We start from the raw sequence: 19,382 nt of genomic DNA, 5'->3' as shown, positions 1-19,382 counted from the left end.
ATTATCTCAAGTATGATTGGGCGGAATCTGGCGGATCTATTGAAATATATGTGTCTGGCATCATATTGAAGTTTAAGGATAACTTTAGATCAACCAAAAATTAATTTGTATGAGAGATAATAAACATGACTGATCAGTACCAAACTTTTGCAAAATCTCCTATTGGTAAATTTGTCATTAAAAATTTGGGTCTGCCATCCCCAACTTCTTTAGACCGTTTTGAGTCTGCTACGCCAGTGGTAAAAGGCGCAGTATTATTGGGTGCAGCACCAGCAAGTCCATTGACGGGTGCTATTGCTCAGGTTCTGGCAAATATTTATGCCAACAGCTATGCAGGTAATAATGCTGAGTTGCAACAGGCGGCTGCAGCATCCGGGCTGAATCTGGGTGCATTTAACCCGGGCGATAAAGAATCAAAATTCAAGGTCGTTATTTTTGATGCTTCAGGGATCGAAAATTCAGAACAGTTAAAATCACTTTATGATTTCTTTAACCCGATTGCGCGTCAGATCCAGAGTTCTGGTCGTGTAGTGATTGTCGGTACTACACCTGAAACCGCAAAATCAGTAAGCCAGGCGATTGCTCAACGTGTACTGGAAGGTTTTGTGAAATCAGTGGCTAAAGAATTCAAGAAAGGTATCGCAGCAAACCTGATCTATGTTGATGCAGGTGCTGAAGCGAATCTTGAGTCTGCATTACGTTTTGCGGTTTCTCCTCGTTCTGCCTATGTTTCTGGTCAGGTGATCCGTGTTTCACCAGCTGAAAAAGTAGACGTAGACTGGACCAAGCCATTAGCGGGTAAAACTGCGGTTGTGACAGGCGCAAGCCGTGGTATTGGTGAAGCGATTGCCCATGTATTGGCCCGTGATGGTGCACATGTCATCTGTCTGGATGTTCTACAACAGCAGGCTGACCTTGATCGTGTAGCTAGTGAGATCGGCGGTTCTACCTTGGCTATTGACATTACAGCTGCAGATGCAGGTGAAAAGATCAAGGCAGCGGCAGTTGAGCATGGTGGTCTGGATATTATTGTACATAATGCCGGAATTACCCGTGACAAGACCTTGGCCAATATGAAGCCTGAGCTGTGGGATCTGGTGATTAATATCAACTTGTCTGCAATAGAACGCGTGAATGATTATTTAATTTCCCACGATGGTCTAAATGCCAATGGCCGTATTATCTGTGTATCCTCAATTTCAGGGATTGCAGGTAACCTGGGTCAAACCAACTATGCAGCCTCTAAAGCCGGTGTGATTGGTTTAGTAAAATTCACAGCACCGACATTAAAAAATGGTATAACCATTAATGCCGTTGCACCGGGCTTTATCGAAACACAAATGACGGCTGCGATTCCATTTGCGATCCGTGAAGCGGGCCGCCGTATGAATTCGATGAGTCAAGGCGGTCTACCTGTCGATGTTGCAGAAACGATTGCAATGTTTGCTGCTACTGCATCAACAGGTTTAAATGGCAACGTGGTACGTGTATGTGGTCAAAGTCTTTTAGGGGCTTAATAGAATCCCCCTAAATCTCCCTTTATGAAAGAGGGAGATATCCCTCTCCTTTAAGGAGAAGGTTAGGGAGAGGTAAAAATTAAATGAAAAATGGGATGAATTGACCCTCATCCCAGCCTTCTCCCAGAGCCATATATGGCGCAAGAGAAGGTGCATTTAGACAAATTGAAATAATAAAATTTCCAAAGGTTCAGTATGAATACGCGCCATTTTAGTCAATTTCCAAAACCTTATTTAGCCTATCCAAAAGTGATTCAAGGCTTGATTTTTAAAAAGCCGAAAGCTGAAAAAGTTCTACCGCAAGTTGAATATGTGGTGGATTCATTCAAGGTCGATCAAAAACATCTGAAAGCCTATAATGAAGTCTGCGGTTTTAAAAATAATGGTTATATTCCAGCAATCTATCTGACGGTGCTTTCACAAAGTCTACAAATGCACATGATGACTTCAGAAGCATTTCCGTTTCCGATCTTGGGTCTGGTACATATCCGTAACCAAGTGAAGCAATACCGTAAAATCGGCGTCAATGAAACCTTGACCCTAGCATGCAAATTTGGCGAATTGCAGCCGCACGATAAAGGCGTGCAGTTTGATTTCATTACTACAGTCAAAGTGGGAGGCGAGGTCGTAGTTGAAGCATTGACGACTTATCTGTCACGTCAAAAGACCAATGCTAAAGCTGCTGCAAAACCTGCAGAAAGCCAAGCGCCAGAATATATACTCAATAATGAATGGAACATCTCGGAGAATACTGGTCGTCGTTATGCCATGACCTCAGGCGACTTTAACTTGATCCATATTCATGCAGTCACAGCGAAAGCTTTTGGTTTTAAACAGGCGATTGCACATGGTATGTGGAGCAAGGCCAAAGCACTGGCGAATCTGTCATTGCCAGATGCTTATGAAGCTGATGTCTGGTTCAAGTTGCCGATGTACTTGCCATCTAAAGTTGAGTTCCTGACGGCACAGGCAGCCAATGATACAGATTTTCTGATACGAAGCAGTAAAAATCAAAAACCACACGTCACCGGCCATATCAAAGCAATTTAAATCTGAATCAAAAGCCTAAACCCGATTTAGGCTTTTTCATTTTAAGGGATCAATATTCTATGGATAGAATGATGCAGCCAATTAAAGATTATCTGTTTGCTGATCAGCATAATTATCAGGGCAATGTCGATGAGCGTTTCAGTGACCTTGCCCGTCAGTTTAGCCGTTTGCAGGATGCACGTACCGAACAGGGTGGTGCCGCACTAGTGGTATATTTTGAGGGACAAAAGGTCGTCGATATTTATACCGGTAAAAAGTCTGTCACTGAAAACTGGCAACCGGATACCATGTCGCTGTGTTATTCCACAGGTAAAGGTGTGCTGGCGACTTTGGCGCATATTCTGGTCAGTCAAGGTTATCTGGATTATGATCGACCGGTTGCAGAATACTGGTCTGAATTTGCACAAAATGGTAAAGAAAATATTACTCTGGCACATATGCTCAGTCATCAAAGTGGCCTGTTTGATATCCGTAATATGATTGATGATGCCACTGAAATGGCCGACTGGTCGCATATGCTGGACCGGATTGCGACAGCAGAACCACGTTTTCAGGTTGCTACAGATGCCGCTTATCAACCGCTGACCTTTGGTTGGCAGGTGGGTGGTGTACTGGAAAAAGCAACAGGTAAAAAACTGGGTGTACTGATGAAGGAATATCTGGTTCAGCCATTACAATTAAATGGCGCCTATTTCAGCGTGCCGACGAATGAGTTGGCTCGGGTGGCCTTACCTATTTTAAAGCCTAAGATAACCAAGTCTCAAACACAGACTTCGAAAAAAACCACACCAAGAAAGCCGAACCTGATGGAGCGAGCCTTGGTCTTTAGCGGGCAGGATCCTCAGGATTTTCAGGATGCCATGATTCCCAAAGGCATGAAGAAATTTAGTTTTTTTAGTGAACAGGGGCTAAAAGCCATTATCCCATCTGCTAACGGTGTCTTTACTGCAGAGAGTCTGGCAAAAATCTATGCCATGTTAGCGAATCGTGGTGAATGGCAAGGACAACAATTCATTTCGCCGGAAGTGTTCCCACAACTTAGTCAGGTGCAATACAAAACACGAGATCGGGTCATGCCTTTACCGATGCACTGGCGCTTGGGTTATCACCGTGTTCTCACTTTAGGAAAAGCCTCTAAAGGTTTTGGTCATATGGGTTTTAATGGCTCTGGTGCTTGGTGCGATCCTGAGCGCGGTTTAAGTTTTGCCTATACACATAACTTTCCTACAGGTTCATTGACCGGAGATTACCGTCTTTGGGGCCTGACGCAGGAAACCTTGCGCTGTGCGGATGCGGTACTGACCGGTCGCAAAGGCTGGCGCTAAATATCCCTGATTTGGGAGTTTAGCCCATCAGCTAAATATGTTATTTTGTCGCGCAGTCCATGGCTGTGGTGTGAAGTAATGAAAAAAGTGCTGGTGATTCCTCTGGTCGCAAGCAGTGCCTTATTCGGATGTCAGGAGCCGAATCAGCCGGCTGCAAAAACGGTGATGGAAGCCAAAGCTCAGATTCCTGCCTGGGTCGGGAATTATCAGGGCACGACGCCATGTATGGGATGCTTTTCAAGTTGTGAAGACTGTCCAGGCATGGCAGTGGCTTTGACCTTGAATGAAGATCAGACCTTTACTTTACAGCGTGAAAGTTTAAGTGGTCATAATGAAATTGAAACGATGAGCGGGCAGATTCGGTTTCAGGATGAATCACAACAAAAGATTGAACTGCTGAATGTCGATACCCGAAATCTGCTCTATGTCGATCTGAAAAAGCATGTTTTGGAAATTCGTGAAGATCAAACAGGCAAACGCTACCAAATGCAAAGTGACTTTATCCTGTTTGAATCGGTCTAATTTTAAAAAAGCATCTGTTTTATATCCCTTTTTCAATGATTTTGATCAAGGGATTTTTATTCTTTATAAACCGGCATTCATTTCACTATTTTATAAAAAAACAGTATGCTTAGACCTGTAAAAAGGAGCATACATGTATCAAGTACTTGCGCGAAAATACCGTCCTCGTAATTTTAATGAATTGGTGGGGCAAAACCATGTATCACGTGCTTTAACCAGCGCGCTCGAACGTGGCCGTTTGCATCATGCCTATTTGTTTACGGGAACGCGTGGTGTCGGAAAAACCACGATTGCACGTATTTTGGCGAAGTGCTTGAACTGCGAGACCGGTATTACCTCGACGCCTTGTGAGGTCTGTGCGACCTGTACCGCAGTCAATGAAGGTCGTTTTATTGATTTAATCGAAATCGATGCAGCATCACGCACCAAGGTCGAAGATACCCGCGAGCTGCTCGACAATGTTCCTTATGCACCGACTCAAGGCCGCTTTAAGGTCTACCTGATCGATGAAGTGCACATGCTGTCCACGCATTCTTTCAATGCGCTGTTAAAGACGCTGGAAGAACCGCCAGAACATGTCAAATTTCTGTTTGCAACCACTGATCCGCAAAAACTGCCAATTACCGTAATTTCTCGCTGTCTGCAATTTACTTTGCGTCCATTGGCAGTCGATGAAATTACCGAACATCTGGGCAATATTCTTAGCAAAGAAAGCATTCAGTCTGATCAGGATGCGATCTGGCAGATTGCTGAATCTGCGCAAGGTTCTCTGCGTGATGCCTTGTCTCTGACCGATCAGGCGATTGCCTATGGTCAGGGTGCGATTCAGCATCAGGATGTCAAAGACATGCTCGGTCTGATTGACCGCACTATTATTTATGACCTGATTCTGGCGATTCACCAGAACCAGAAAGCACGTGTTAGCGAGTTATTATTGCAGTTCCGCCAGCAGGCTCTGGATGTATCGTTGGTGCTCGACCAGCTGATTTCGACATTGCATGAACTGGCTTTATTGCAGTACCTGCCAGATCTGAGCCTGAAATACAGTGCAGAGATCAATCAAAAGATCATGCAATTATCGGCTCTAATTTCAGCACAAGACCTGCAACTCTATTATCAGATTGCCTGTAAGGGGCGTGCCGATTTACAGCTTGCAGTTACGCAGGAACAAGGTTTTGAGATGACAGTGCTACGTTTATTGGCTTTCCGTCCCTTACAGCCAAGCGAAATTCCGGTGATGCAGGAGACTGCACCGCAACAGGCAGCAACCAGTACAACACGTCTACAGCAGCCCGTTCAGACACAACTTCAATCTGAGTCCGTAGAAACACAATCATTTGAAGCGGAGCCTGTATTTGATGATTTTTCTCTGGACGATGAGACAGATGAGGAGATTGATTTCGCATCAGCGTCTGAACCTTCTTCGGATGATTTTTTGGATGAAGACGAGCCAACTAGCATCACTGAGCCTGAATCTGTCCAGCCCGTAGTAATTCAGACCACCATTGAAGAAGTGCAGTCTAGTGATCAAATTATTTTTGATCCAAATGATGACAAAGGCTTATTTGGTTTTGATGAAATCGAGAGTACGCCAGAAGCACCTGCTACCAGCAACAGTTCGGATGATTTCCTGCTTGAAGAGTTTATTCCTGCAGATGCTGTCATCCCTACCGAGCCAGCACAAGACAGTATGCCTGCTGATGAGGAATTTAGTCTTGCTGCACCGGAATTGGGACTTTCACAGGATTCGATTGCTCAGCCTGCTCTTGAAAATACAGTTCCGGTTCAGCCAGTTGCACAGACAGCTTTGCTGGAAGATATTTCCCAAGATGTAAATACGCAGAATCTGATGCCACAGGATATTTTAAAAATACCTGAGCAAACCTTAGAAGGCGAGTGGAGCGTAGAAAAATGGGAATACTGGTTCCGTAATAGCCAGCTTTCTCCAGCGGTACAGGAACTGGCGCAGTATGGCATCATGACTGGTCAGATGAATGGCGAATCCGTTTTCCATATTCCTGAACAGTACCAGCAGTTGTTGACCCAGTTGCAACATCATCTGGAAGCTGCTTTGCAACAGCAATGGCCGCAAACCAATTTCCAGGTGAAATTTGAAAATGTGGATCAGTTAACGCCCTATACCATGCAGCATCAGCGTAAGGTACGTGCCTTTAAACGTGCCGAAGAACTGTTACATGCTGAACCGGCAGTACGCGATCTGTTACAGCAGTTTGATGGTGAACTGCAAAATATTCAGCTGAAATAGGCTGGATGTTAAGTCACAACAAATCGAGATAAAGCATCCCGCATTTCGACTGGAATCGGGGTGCTTTTTCGTGTTTCACGGTCAACAAATACATGGACAAAATTGCCTTGCGCAGCGGCTGTATCTGAGTTGCGTTTAAAAATAGCCAGATCATAGCTGAGCGATGAATTTCCCATGCTTTCAATGGCCACGCCCACTTCAATAATTTCCGGATAAGACAGTTCCTGATTAAATTGACAGTTGGAGCTGACTACCAAGCCAATCATCGGGGAGTATTTAGGATCAAAATCAGCTTCCTGAATCAGCAGGGCATTGGCTGCGGTATCAAAATAACTATAATAAGTCACATTGTTGACATGGCCGTACAGATCATTGTCTGCCCAACGGGTTTGAATGGGCAGGAAAAAAGTATAGTGTTCGCGCTGTTTGATGGTGGCTTTCATCACTATTCAGTCCTCGGCTAGATAAGGCTTAAGTGGAAATTGATCTAGGCATAGATCGCCTGATAAATCTGATAAGCATCCTCCACCTTGAGTTCACGTGGATTATTCTGCAACAGCCGGCTTTGTTGCATCGCATCTTCTGCCATGACCTGCAGCATATCTTCCGGAATATTCAACTGATTCAGTTTTAGGGTCAAACCGCTTTGCATCAGATGATTATTAAAATGATCAATAAACAGATCAGTCAGGCCATCATGACAACCTTTACTGTAAGGATCCAGCCAGGTCATCAATTCCGCATAGAGCTGTTTGGCCGCTGGCGCATTAAACTTTAATACTTCAGTTAGAACCAGTGCATTGCTATGCCCATGCGAAAGATGAAAATGTCCACCCAGTGGATAAGCCAGCGCATGTACGGCGGCGACTGGTGCATTGGCAAAGGCTTGTCCGGCCAGCATGGAACCGACCAGCATATTTTGGCGGGCATCTAAATCATGACCGTTTTGCAGTACACGTTGCAGATTAGCATTCAGTAATCTTAAAGCCTGTTTGGCCAGCATATCCGAATAAGGATTTTTCTTGTGTTTTGAGGTATAGGCTTCAATGGCATGTACCATGGCATCAATGCCGGTGGCGGCAGTGATCTGTGCTGGAAGATTCTGGGTAAATGTTGCATCCAGAATGGCAATATCTGCAAAAAGGGTCGGTGCCACAATACCGGTTTTAGTGGTTTCACCTGTGGTGACAATCGAAATCGGCGTCACTTCTGAACCTGTTCCAGCCGTAGTTGGTACCAGAATTAAAGCTAAACGCGGTCCGGTGGCATTATCAACGCCATACAGATCGGACAATGTCTGATGCTGTTCAGGATGCGCCAAAATTGCAATGAGTTTGGCCACATCCATCGAGCTGCCACCACCAAAGCCCAGCACCACATCAATATTTTCCTGTTTTGCAAAAGCCACCGCTTCAAGCACCACTGTATCGGGCGGATCGGCCTGAACATCCGAGTAAATCACATACTCCAGTCCGGCAGATTCAATAATATCCAGAATCGGCAGATGTAATTGCTCCTTCAGCATACCCGGGTCAGTCACCAGTAGAAGACGGCGATAACGGCCATTTTTTAGAATTTTAAATAATTCCTGAATCGTGCCTAGTCCGGCAATGATATTGGGGACGGTTTGAAACTGAAAACGATTCATGGCGATATCCTTGATTTTTTTATTGCAAATACGAGATTATTCTATGGTTGTAAGATAGGAATCAGTATATAAATAACTTAACATAAGAATCCTTAAAATAAAGTAGCTCTGAGGTTGTTTATGTCATCCAGAACGCCATACAAGGTGTTATGTGTTTGTTTGGGAAATATTTGCCGCTCTCCCACGGCAGAAGTTGTACTCAGACATTATTGTGATGAACAGCAACTGAATATTGTGGTCGATTCTGCCGGAACCAGTAATTATCATCCGGGCAAGGCACCGGACTTGCGTAGCCAGCAGCATGCGCTGAAACGTGGCTATGACCTTTCAGCACTTCGCGCACGTCAACTTATTCCGCATGATTTTATTGATTATGATCTGATTCTGGCGATGGATCTGGAGAATTTATCCAATATCCAGAACATACAGCGTCTGGCAGAAACTCAGTTTGGTCATGTACGTGCACGTGTGGCATTGATGAGTGAACATGATCAGACCTATCCGAAACAGGCCTTACCGGATCCCTATTATGGCGAAGCGGATGGCTTTGAACGGGTGCTTGATCAGTGTGAGTCCAGCAGCCAGGCCTGGATTGAGATTTTTAAACAGAATTTACACAAGGTTTAAGCGATGCAGATTCAAACCCAGGTTCAACTTAAACCTTTTAATACCTTAAATTTAGAAGCAGTTGCTTCGCACTATGCTCAGATTCAATCCACCGCTGATCTGCTAACTGCACTGGATTTTGCGGAACAGCAGCAACTCAATTTGCTGATCCTGTCAGGCGGCAGTAATATGTTGTTGCCGGAGCAGATTGATGCGCTAGTTCTGCATATGGATATTCAAGGCATTGAAATGCTGGATGCTGATGATCAGTCGCAACGTTTACGTGTAGGCGGCGGACAAGGCTGGCATGACTTCGTGCTCTGGACCACGGCACAAAGTTTATATGGCCTACAGAATCTAGCTTTAATTCCGGGTCGGGTCGGTGCATCGCCAGTACAGAATATTGGCGCTTATGGTGTCGAAGTCGGAGAATTCATCGATTCTGTTGAGGTCTATGACCGACAATTGAAACAGTTTGCTTCGATTCAGGCAGCAGATTGTCAGTTTGCCTACCGGCATAGTATTTTTAAAGATGATCCCAATCGTTATGTGATTACCCATGTGACTTTTAGATTACTTAAACAGCCAGATTTGAAACTGAATTATGGTGATCTGAAGACTGCGGTCGGTGATCAGCTCACAGCAGAAAACTTGCAGCAACACGTCATCCAGATTCGCCAGAGTAAATTGCCTGATCCACAAGAATTTCCCAACGTGGGCAGCTTCTTTAAAAATCCGGTGGTTGATCAGGCGGTCTTTGACCAAATTGCTGTATCTTTCCCGAATTTACCCCATTACCAGCAAACGAATGCTCAAGTTAAACTGGCAGCAGGCTGGTTGATTGATCAGGCGGGCTGGAAGGGTAAACAGTTGGGGCCTGTCGGCATGTTTCATAAACAGGCGCTGGTGTTGGTGAATTATGGTCAGGCCTCTCTCACCGATGTCCGTAAAACGTATCGTGCAGTACAACAGTCAGTTTGGGAAAAATTTAGTCTAATGCTGGAGCCTGAACCTGTATTGTTCGATAAAAATGGCTTGATCCGTTCTCATCAGGAAGAGGAATAACATGAAAAACACCCATTGGATGGTACGTTTGCTACAAATTGTCACTGGACTGTTTGTGCTATGCGGCTGTCTACTGGTGTTGGTTTATACGCCTTTTTACTCAAAAATGATCGTCAAGGGCTTAAACCAGTTTGTCTCCTTAGAGCTAAATGAAGTCGCGGCTCAAAGCCAGAAAATGGCTGCACTCAGCGAACATGAAAATCTGGAACCTGGCTCTGATTTGTGGATTGCCCGTCAGGCGTATTTAAAGGTCATGGAACAGGATATCCAGCAAAATAACTCGGCCAACCTGATGCTGATTCAGGCACGTTATAAAGCACTGCAGCAGGTGATTGAAGAATATCAGCGCGAACAGCAAGATCAAAAAGCAGAGCAAAGTCCACCTGCTCAGGTGCCCTTATTGTCCTCACAGGAAGATGCAGAACCAGCCGATCCGACAGCCAATGTCCGGGAATTGCTGGAGTGGGACAGTAGTGAAAATAAGGAACGCATTGAGCAATATATGGAGTTTCTGACGACGCATCCACTTGAGCAGGGTGAAGCCAGTTCGGTACAGGAAACCGATGGAGAGGAAATCCAGCAGGACTTGGCTTTACTACAAGAGCAACAGCAGGCTAAACCGGCGAATAGCTCCCAACCTTATGCCATTGTGGTATTGGGTGGTGGCTTAACCCTAGATGACCAAGGCAAAGAGATCATCGTCAATAACTATACGCGACTACGTCTGGAAACTACGCTGGCAGTAGAGAAACATTATCAGTTGCCGATTGTTCTGAGTGGGGTCGAAGCGCCGTATATGCAGCGCTGGTTAAAAAATCATGGTGTCGATGCCAAATTACTGGAAGATCGCAGCATGAACACCTGTGAAAATACCCGTTTCAGTTCATTATTATTACAAAAGAAAGGTGGAGCGCCTACAGTGATTCTGATTACGGATCGTTATCATATGCCGCGTACCCGCCGTTTATTTGCGTTAAATGGCATACAAACCATTCCGGTAGAAGCGCCGATGCCAACGCCATTGACACGATGGCGTCCAAGTGCACAAAATTATGATCACAGTCGTCGTGCCAATTATGAAATGTTGGCGACCATGCGCGATATGTGGTTTGGATCCAGTGACTGTCGGGAGGTGCCATAATGTCTGATATCCCATTTTTAAATCCCACCATTCTGAAACAGCTGGATTTACCCATTCCGAGTCGGGATGTTACGCCTCAACTCTTGCCACCTTTAAACCTGAATCGTAGTGATGAACCGCCGATTGATCTGCAGTCCTATCGCAAGCTTTATGGTTTTGATTTACTGGACTGCAAACACTGGCAGGGCTATGTACAGATGCCTTTATTCAGGTTACATGTACAGGTGTTTGAGCCAAATCTGGAAAATACCCGCTTTGATAAGATTCAGGGAACCGCTTTTTTGCTGCATGGTTATCTGGAACATAGCGGCATTTATCAGCCCATTGTCAAAGAGCTTTTGGAACAGGGTTTTAGCGTATTAACCTATGATCTGCCGGGACATGGTCTGAGTGATGGTTCACCTGCCAGCATTCAGAATTTTGATCATTATCAGCAGGTTTTACATGCCGTACATCGTTATGTGCAGCACGCTTCACAATTACCTAAACCTTGGGTCGGCATCGGGCAGAGTACCGGCGGTGCGATCTGGATGCACCATTTACTGGAGTTTGCGGAACGTCGTGAAAATCCTTTTGTTGAACGAGTCTTATTGTTATCACCATTGATTCGTCCCGCTAAAACTGCCTGGTGGCATAATTCGGTCGGATTGGGCATTATTAGCCGAATCAAACGTGAAGTTCCCCGACATTTCAGACGCAATAACCATAATCCGGAGTTTTTGCGTTTTATCCGGCTTAAAGATCCATTACAACCGCGAATAATGGGCATGGACTGGATTTTAGCGATGTCACGCTGGATGCTGGAAATGGAAGCGCGTCCGGCTTGTCGTATTCCAGTCTGGCTGGCGCAGGGTGCACAGGATCAGACTGTCGACTGGCGTTATAATATCGAATTTATCCGGCGTAAATTCCGGCTCCAAACTTTGCTGATGCTAGAAGAAGGTTCGCATCAGTTAATCAATGAGCGTGCTGATATTCGTGCTGCACTCACGGGTTTGATTCCTGCCTTTTTACATGCACATGGCAGCAAAACTTATTATTGATAGATTGAAAATTGAATATTTAAAAAGGCATTTGAATTAAACGCCTTTTTTGATTTTAAATGCATCAAATTAAAATTTTTCTAATTGGGCCAAATTCCACATCCGGAAGTAGAAGTTCTCCTCATCTTTATTTTCACAGGACAATAATTCGCCTTCTTTCAGCCAGAAATGAATCTGCGCAAAGTTCTTTATTTCGTGATTATTCACGCGTTGTGCCAGATGATGCGCCTTAATAGCTGAAGGGTGTTTTAAACCTGCGGAAGCAATCAGTTCAGATAGGGCATGCAAGGTGTTTTTATGGAAATGAAACACCCGTTCTGCCTTGGTCGGCACATGTAAAGCTTTCTGACGATCTTTATCCTGGGTGGTGACTCCGACAGGGCACTGGTTGGTATGACAACTTTGTGCCTGAATACAGCCTACTGCAAACATAAAACCACGGGCAGAGTTCACCCAATCCGCACCAATGGCAAGCGTACTGGCAATATCGAATGCACTAATAATTTTACCACTTGCACCAATTTTGATCTTATCTCTCAATCCTGCACCAACCAGGGTATTGTGTACAAACAGTAAACCTTCTCTTAATGGGGCACCAACATAGTCAATTAATTCAATGGGTGCAGCTCCCGTTCCACCTTCAGAGCCATCAACCACAATAAAATCTGGGTAAATCTGGGTATGTAACATAGCTTTGACCATGCTCATAAACTGCCACGGTTGACCCAGACACAGTTTAAATCCGACCGGTTTTCCGTTGGAAAGTTCACGTAATTTTTGTATGAAATGCATCATTTCAATCGGTGTGCTAAATGCCGGATGACTCGAAGGTGAAACACAATCATGATCACGGCTGATGCCTCGAATTTGGGCAATTTCTTCCGAAATTTTACTTTTAGGTAAAATACCGCCGTGGCCAGGTTTTGCGCCTTGCGAAAGCTTGATTTCAATCATCTTCACTTGGGGTAATTTGGCTTGTGCAGCAAAACGTTCCGGATCAAATTGCCCATCTAAAGTACGGCAGCCAAAATAACCACTGCCAATTTCCCAGACCAGATCACCACCATATTCCAGATGGTAGGGGCTGATACTGCCTTCGCCTGTATCATGGAAAAAATCACCTTTTTTAGCGCCGAGATTAAGGGCTCTTATTGCATTGGCACTCATGCTGCCAAAGCTCATGGCTGAAATATTTAAAATAGAAGCTGAAAAGGGCTGGGTACATTGCTCATTTCCAATCAGGATGCGAAAAGTCTGCGGATCGGCAACTTTGCAGGGCGTGATGGAATGACTAACAAGACGGTAATTATCTTCATAGACATTCAGGATCGAGCCGAAAGGTTTATCAGAATTTTCATTTTTTGCCCGCTGATACACCAGACTGCGCTGCATACGGGAAAAAGGCAGTGCGTCCCGGTCGGCTTCAATAAAATACTGACGAATCTCGGGACGGAATTCCTCAAAGATAAAGCGGAAATGTCCCATAATGGGATAATTTTTCAGAATGGAATGCTTATTTTGTAGTACATCATACAAACCCAGCAAACTCAGCAGAATGCTCAGGATCCATAGGGTATTCACTAACGTTTGCGGCATAAAATAATAGATATAACGCGGTGAATAACCGATATGAAATGTAGTAAAAATCACTGCAATCAGAATGCAGGCAAACCAGACCGAATGGCGGGAAAAGAAAGTATTGAGCAGCTTGTGACGTACTAATTGAGCAGGGTTAGCCATTGTAAAATTAAGTCCCTATTTCTACTTCTATAGGGCTTTATGATGTGCAGAGCGAGGTATCTTATACAAGCAGAGAATTGTTATTCGATTTTATAAACTTGCCGAAAATGCTATTAAGCCAGACAATCAATCGGCAGCGATTACAGATAAATTTTACGGAAAAAGTTCTATAGAAAAAATCTGCAAAAGACATGCATTCTATTTATTTCACAAGTAAGGCGGATGACTTTATAGTCGGTTTATTCACTACATAGGAGTCTTAAACCATGACCAAAAAATCCATTCGCTTTAATGATGCTGAGCTGGCTTGCTCATGTCTCAGTCATTTTTAAATATTGATGTTTCATTCAAGCTGCATTTCGGGGTGTCAAAGAAAAGCAGATTGGCACAGCGGCAGATCACCACAACAAGAACAAAAATATAAGCATAATTCTCCAGTCCCCAATTTGGGGATTTTTTTATTCTGGAATACCTAAAAGAATCTGGATGAAGCCTGTGTAGTTAAGGGTTTTCCTCATCCAGTTGAGCGACTGCATTGGCCACAATACTCGGTTCAATATGTTTAATCTTTTTACCAAAGCTACGCAGCCACCAGACCAGTTGAGAGGTAAATGGCACGGTAGCAGTGATCAGCGACATGCCATCTTCCATTTTTTCAATTTTCTGGTCTTTACTGAGCTGGCTTTCCTCAAAGTAATGCGCATCCGACTCTGACATGCTGAGTTTAAGCGTGACATTTTCGGTGGGATGGTTGAAGTCCACCCGGAAGCCCAGTGCACCAGAATCAATATAATCATCAATATCGAAATTGACCGGATGCAAGGCACGTGAATTCAGCACGACGGCCGATTTAAAGCGGTGCAGTGCAAAGGTCTGGATATCCGATTTGTCATGACGGGTACACACCAGATAAATGATTGACCCTTTTTGTACCAATGCCAGAGGATTGAGAATATAGGTTTTTTCTTCGCTGTTATGACCACGGCCCTGATACACACATTCCAGTTGTTTGTCCTGTAACAGGCCTTCATACACCGCTTGCTGCGCGGCCTTATCTACCACAGGTGGAATCAGCGGTTGGGTGGCCGGAACAATGCGTACGCGGTTAATCCATTGCCGGACATTGTTCTGGGAAGAAAGACTGCGTCGTGCCAGATCAAACCACGGATTCATTTCCTCGATCAGGCTCGGTGGCAGCAGATGTTTTAAATGTTCTTCGACCATCATGAAAGTGACCGCTTGCGAGCTGGTCATATGCGGCAAACTTTGCAGCGGCGCATCTGAACGCCAACGCCAGCCTTGCGGCGTGGTTTTACTGCTTTCAATTGGAAAGCGTTGCGCAATCTGATTCAGGTCACGCTGAATGGTACGTAGACTGATATCAATGCCTTCGCGATTCAGGATTTCCTGTAATTCACGTGTTCCCATCCATTTGCCGGTAGAAAGACGCGACAAAATTTGCCATTGGCGATACAGACTGTTTGAAGTTTCTTTTTCTTGTGCTGACATAATTTATTTTGCTGGCAATAAAGAAGAGGGGATTTAGGCTTAGCTTAACACAATAAAAAAACTCTCATTTTTTCGCAAGTCCCTCTGTGCAACATTTGTCCTACAATTCTAAAACAACTTGGTCGAAAATAGCATTGAGTTCATTGGGCATTTATTAGATTAATGGTAATTGAAATGCAGATGTCATGGCATGGATATTGCTTTGATTTAATTATAATAGATGATAATACGAGGGTTTGTATGCTTAAAGGAAATCAGGATACAAATGTGATTGAAACAATTGATAAATTTAGTTCCCAGAATATTGGAAAAAATTTTATAGACACTAAAACTACAGCGGTATCTACTACAACAAACCCACAACTTTTACTGCAGCAGTTATCTTCAAAGTTCTTTAATGAAATGCAGGATGAACATGTGCTGTCCAGTCAGGCAGGTCAAAGACTGGAAGAATGGTTATCACAACATACGCTGGATGAACTCAATGCACTGAATCAGGTAGCAAAAGAACATTTTTTACATCACGGTATTACCTTTACCGTTTATGGCGATGAAGAAGGCGTAGAACGCACCATTCCCTACGATATCATTCCGCGAGTCATAGACCGGAAGCAGTGGAATATGGTGGCTTTAGGCTCGGCACAACGGATACGGGCGCTAAATTTATTCTTACATGATATTTATCATCAACAGGACATTTTAAAAGCCAATATTATTCCTGAGTTGCAGATTTTAACTCATGAGGCCTATCAGCCGCATATGTATCAACATAGCTTGAAAGGTGGGATTTATAGCCAGATTAGTGGAATCGATGTGATCCGTGATTCCAAGGGCGAGTTTTATGTCTTAGAAGATAATCTCAGAACGCCATCTGGCGTGTCTTATATGCTGGAATGCCGCAAGATCAGTGAAAAACTCATGCCAAAAGTATTCGAGCAGTCCAAGATTGCCGGAATCGAGCAATATCCACAATTATTGAAAGAAATCCTGATCGAAAATGCCTACGTCGACAAGCCATTTGTCGTGGTGCTGACCCCAGGACGTTTTAATAGCGCTTACTATGAACATGCCTTCCTTGCAAGGGAGATGGATGTACCATTGGTAACATCACGTGACCTTTTTGTTGATGACTCGAAGGTTTATGTAAAAACCATACGTGGTCGCCAACGAGTCGATGTTATTTATAGACGGGTCGATGATGCGTTTCTTGATCCTTTATGCTTTAAACCGGATAGCACTTTGGGTGTCGCTGGCTTGATGTCAGCTTATTTGCAAAATAATGTTGTGATTGCCAATGCACCGGGAACCGGTGTGGCAGATGACAAATCGGTTTATCCATATGTCGACAAAATGATTCGTTTTTATTTGGGCGAGCAGTCAATTCTAAAAAATGTTCCGACTTATCAATGTCGTAATTCTGAAGAATTAGACTATGTCGTGGCTCATCTGGATCAGCTGGTGGTGAAAGAAGCGCAGGGTTCGGGCGGTTATGGCATGCTCATTGGACCACAAGCGTCTAAACAGCAAATTGAAACTTTCAGGGAGAAAATTTTAGCTGCGCCGCATTTATATATTGCGCAGCCCACTTTGGACTTATCGGTTAGTCCGACTTTGACCAATTTTGGTATTGCTGAACGTCATATCGACTTACGCCCGTTTGTATTGAGTTCGCCTTATCGTACTGAAATCGTACAGGGTGGCTTGACACGCGTGGCGATGCAGCCCGGTTCACTGGTGGTGAATTCATCACAAGGTGGCGGTATCAAAGATACCTGGGTAGTCGACAATTTACATTCATAAGATTCCAAAGAAGGAAAATGTCATGGTTTTGCTGAATAGCAATGCACAACATATTTTTTGGTTAGGGCGTTATTTATCTCGCACTCATTTTTTATGTGCGCGCTTTCCATTTTTAGAAGACGAAGCGGCAGTAGCGTATGCCCATGCTTTCTGTTTGCCTGCCTTTGATGCCAGTTCCCTAAATGAGCTGGTACTTGATCCTACGCAAGTGGCGTCTTTTAGCCAGCAGTTTAAAGTAGCTAAAGACAATATTCAGGAATTACGCGGGGTGCTGTCTGCTTCAGGCTATGCGGAACTGATGAAATTGATCAAAACCGCAGACAAAAATGCTGGTTATATCTGTGAAGTGGTGACGGAATGTGAAGATATTCTGGAAGCCGAATCTTCCGATATTTTTCTGTTTTTTAGTCTAGGGCAATGTGTCGAACAGCTCGATCATCAGTTACGTCTGGGTGAAGAAACCAGTACTACACTCTGCAAGATTGATTATGTGGTCAGAATTTTGGTAGAGATGGGCTGGAATGATCTGGAACAGTACTGGGAGCAGTTGCGTACAGAACCGAACCGGATTCAGTTTTACCAGTTTAGCGACCATATTCATCAACTGTTTGAGGCAGATGTATGAAATTGATGGTGAATCACCAAACGCATTATATGTACACGGCCGAGGTGAGGAACAGTATTCAGTACATTAAAATGATGCCTTCGAGCAATGCGCATCAGCGGGTGCATTCCTGGGATATTAGTGTGCCGGGTAATAAAGAAATCCGGAAAGATGCATTTCATAATCTGTGGATGACCTGTAGCCAGCGGGAGCCTTATTATTCCCTGACTATCATGGCGCAAGGGATTGTTGAACTGAATCCTGCGCATCAGAGTGGACTGAATGATTCAATCAATCCCAATCTTTTTCTACAGCCGACCGAATCAACACAATGTAATGCAGCAATGAAAGATTTTGCACAGCGTCATGTTCCTGCATTAACCCGTCAGCATTTGATCGGACTGGCGCAGGCCTTGCTGGAACATGTGCCTTATATTTCCAACAGTACTTCAGTGCAAGGCTCTGCAATAGATGCCTTTGAGTCGAGACAGGGCGTCTGTCAGGACCATAGTCATATTTTCATTGCCATGTGTAAATATCTAGGTTTACCTGCCCGTTATGTGTCTGGTTATTTATATGCACAAAATGCTTCGCATCTGGCCAGTCACGCTTGGGCAGAGGTGTTTGTAGACCAGACATGGTATTGTTTTGATGTCAGTAATCTGTTGTTTACTCCAAGTTCGCATGTATATGTGGCGATTGGACGGGATTATTGGGATGTGGCACCGGTACGCGGTGTCAGAGAAAAGGGCGGTGTGGAATCCATGCATTCCATCGTTCAAGTGCTAGGATGTTAATAAGGACGAATGAATGACGTATTGTTGTGCACTACGTTTAGAGCAAGGTATGCTTTTTATTAGTGATACCCGGACCAATGCCGGAGTAGATCACATTTCTGTATTTCGAAAGTTGTATACCTTTGGTATTCCTGGGGAACGTATGATCGTCATACAGGCATCCGGAAATCTGGCAACAACACAAGCCGTAATTGGGCATATCAAAAATCAGCTCGAACTGAAGCAGGAACCCAATATCTTGAGTCTGCACACCATGTTTGATGTCGCTGAGCTGGTAGGTAGTACGTTGAAAAAAGTGATTGCGAATGTTACGAGCGATATTTCGGAACAAAGCAATTACTATTGTAATCTGCTGGTCGGTGGGCAGCTTAAAGATCAGGATATGCAGCTTTATCATGTCTATCCGCAAGGGAACTTTATCTGTGCCACACGTGATACGCCGTATTTCCAGATTGGTGAAAGTAAATATGGCAAGCCGATCCTGGATCGTGCGCTGACTTATGATATGCCACTGGATGAAGCCTTGCGCTGTTCCCTGATTTCATTTGCATCGACCCTACGTTCCAATGTATCGGTTGGCATGCCCCTCGATGTGCTGGTCTATAAAAAAGACAGCCTGATCATGCCAAGAGGCAAGCGTATTGCTGAAGATGATGAGTATTTCACGTCAATAAGCCGGCAATGGTCAGAGACCTTGAAAAAAGGACTGGCAGAACTTCCGGTTCCCTCTAATGAGTATTTCTTATAAT

General features: G+C 44.3%; 16 protein-coding genes and 1 pseudogene. 13 read left to right on the top strand and 4 right to left on the bottom strand.

The window, feature by feature from the left end; genetic code table 11:
- Positions 1 to 125 precede the first annotated feature (125 nt).
- The 5 genes from ACP7BU_RS09330 (at position 126) to dnaX (ending at position 6,680) form a co-directional block, all read left to right on the top strand.
- Positions 126 to 1,517: a 3-oxoacyl-ACP reductase gene (locus ACP7BU_RS09330; protein ID WP_425879836.1), complete on the top strand. Its 1,392-nt coding sequence runs from the start codon at positions 126 to 128 to the stop codon at positions 1,515 to 1,517.
- A gap of 195 nt (positions 1,518 to 1,712) precedes the next feature.
- The gene (locus ACP7BU_RS09325; protein ID WP_425879835.1) at positions 1,713 to 2,567 is read left to right on the top strand and encodes a MaoC family dehydratase; all 855 of its coding nucleotides are present in this window, start codon (positions 1,713 to 1,715) and stop codon (positions 2,565 to 2,567) included.
- Between the two features lie 59 nt (positions 2,568 to 2,626).
- Positions 2,627 to 3,892, top strand: a complete 1,266-nt coding sequence (locus tag ACP7BU_RS09320; RefSeq protein WP_425879834.1) for a serine hydrolase domain-containing protein — start codon at positions 2,627 to 2,629, stop codon at positions 3,890 to 3,892.
- A gap of 78 nt (positions 3,893 to 3,970) precedes the next feature.
- Positions 3,971 to 4,414, top strand: coding sequence for a copper resistance protein NlpE N-terminal domain-containing protein (locus tag ACP7BU_RS09315; protein ID WP_121979770.1), 444 nt, complete (start codon positions 3,971 to 3,973; stop codon positions 4,412 to 4,414).
- Positions 4,415 to 4,547: 133 nt separating this feature from the next.
- Positions 4,548 to 6,680 carry a DNA polymerase III subunit gamma/tau gene (gene dnaX / locus ACP7BU_RS09310; protein ID WP_425879833.1) on the top strand — a complete coding sequence of 711 codons (2,133 nt, stop codon included), beginning with the start codon at positions 4,548 to 4,550 and terminating at the stop codon, positions 6,678 to 6,680.
- A gap of 8 nt (positions 6,681 to 6,688) precedes the next feature.
- Here dnaX and ACP7BU_RS09305 read toward each other — a convergent pair whose 3' ends face one another.
- Positions 6,689 to 7,123 carry an acyl-CoA thioesterase gene (locus tag ACP7BU_RS09305; RefSeq protein WP_081401206.1) on the bottom strand — a complete coding sequence of 145 codons (435 nt, stop codon included), beginning with the start codon at positions 7,121 to 7,123 and terminating at the stop codon, positions 6,689 to 6,691.
- A 44-nt stretch (positions 7,124 to 7,167) separates the two neighbouring features.
- On the bottom strand, positions 7,168 to 8,328 hold the full coding sequence (locus tag ACP7BU_RS09300; protein WP_425879832.1) for an iron-containing alcohol dehydrogenase: 1,161 nt from the start codon (positions 8,326 to 8,328) through the stop codon (positions 7,168 to 7,170).
- 120 nt (positions 8,329 to 8,448) lie between these two features.
- On the opposite strand from ACP7BU_RS09300, the gene ACP7BU_RS09295 reads away from it, so the two are divergent.
- The 4 genes from ACP7BU_RS09295 to ACP7BU_RS09280 are packed head-to-tail and all read left to right on the top strand — an operon-like array spanning position 8,449 to position 12,183.
- Positions 8,449 to 8,955: a low molecular weight protein-tyrosine-phosphatase gene (locus ACP7BU_RS09295; RefSeq protein WP_004278810.1), complete on the top strand. Its 507-nt coding sequence runs from the start codon at positions 8,449 to 8,451 to the stop codon at positions 8,953 to 8,955.
- Between the two features lie 3 nt (positions 8,956 to 8,958).
- Positions 8,959 to 9,999 carry a UDP-N-acetylmuramate dehydrogenase gene (murB, locus tag ACP7BU_RS09290; protein WP_425879831.1) on the top strand — a complete coding sequence of 347 codons (1,041 nt, stop codon included), beginning with the start codon at positions 8,959 to 8,961 and terminating at the stop codon, positions 9,997 to 9,999.
- A gap of 1 nt (position 10,000) precedes the next feature.
- Positions 10,001 to 11,140 (top strand): YdcF family protein, encoded by a 1,140-nt coding sequence (locus ACP7BU_RS09285; RefSeq protein ID WP_005263276.1) that lies wholly within the window; start codon positions 10,001 to 10,003, stop codon positions 11,138 to 11,140.
- The gene (locus tag ACP7BU_RS09280) at positions 11,140 to 12,183 is read left to right on the top strand and encodes an alpha/beta hydrolase (protein ID WP_195725881.1); all 1,044 of its coding nucleotides are present in this window, start codon (positions 11,140 to 11,142) and stop codon (positions 12,181 to 12,183) included. Before ACP7BU_RS09285 ends, ACP7BU_RS09280 begins: the two co-directional genes overlap by 1 nt.
- Positions 12,184 to 12,252: 69 nt before the next feature.
- Here the strand turns inward: ACP7BU_RS09280 and ACP7BU_RS09275 are convergent, their stop codons facing one another.
- Together ACP7BU_RS09275 and ACP7BU_RS09270 are read right to left on the bottom strand one after the other, a co-directional pair.
- Positions 12,253 to 13,923, bottom strand: a complete 1,671-nt coding sequence (locus ACP7BU_RS09275) for a glutamate synthase-related protein (RefSeq protein ID WP_425879830.1) — start codon at positions 13,921 to 13,923, stop codon at positions 12,253 to 12,255.
- 501 nt (positions 13,924 to 14,424) lie between these two features.
- On the bottom strand, positions 14,425 to 15,432 hold the full coding sequence (locus ACP7BU_RS09270; RefSeq protein WP_004278803.1) for a helix-turn-helix transcriptional regulator: 1,008 nt from the start codon (positions 15,430 to 15,432) through the stop codon (positions 14,425 to 14,427).
- Positions 15,433 to 15,786: 354 nt separating this feature from the next.
- Here ACP7BU_RS09270 and ACP7BU_RS09265 point away from each other — a divergent pair.
- From ACP7BU_RS09265 to ACP7BU_RS09250, 4 genes and pseudogenes are all read left to right on the top strand, one after another.
- Positions 15,787 to 17,232 (top strand): annotated as a pseudogene (locus ACP7BU_RS09265) (circularly permuted type 2 ATP-grasp protein); the annotation flags it as partial.
- Between the two features lie 22 nt (positions 17,233 to 17,254).
- Positions 17,255 to 17,857 carry an alpha-E domain-containing protein gene (locus ACP7BU_RS09260; RefSeq protein ID WP_004278801.1) on the top strand — a complete coding sequence of 201 codons (603 nt, stop codon included), beginning with the start codon at positions 17,255 to 17,257 and terminating at the stop codon, positions 17,855 to 17,857.
- Complete coding sequence (locus ACP7BU_RS09255; protein ID WP_004278799.1) at positions 17,854 to 18,633, top strand: transglutaminase family protein; 780 nt, start codon at positions 17,854 to 17,856, stop codon at positions 18,631 to 18,633. The genes ACP7BU_RS09260 and ACP7BU_RS09255 overlap by 4 nt, the downstream gene beginning before the upstream one ends.
- 13 nt (positions 18,634 to 18,646) lie before the next feature.
- Positions 18,647 to 19,381, top strand: a complete 735-nt coding sequence (locus tag ACP7BU_RS09250; protein WP_005247272.1) for a proteasome-type protease — start codon at positions 18,647 to 18,649, stop codon at positions 19,379 to 19,381.
- The last annotated feature ends 1 nt before the right edge of the window (position 19,382 follow it).

Origin of the sequence: Acinetobacter sp. 40AMC3-4 (genome assembly GCF_049898185.1) — a bacterium.
Taxonomy (GTDB): domain Bacteria; phylum Pseudomonadota; class Gammaproteobacteria; order Pseudomonadales; family Moraxellaceae; genus Acinetobacter.
The sequence above is the reverse complement of the archived record's forward strand: the minus strand, read 5'-3'. Positions and strand labels throughout refer to the sequence as shown.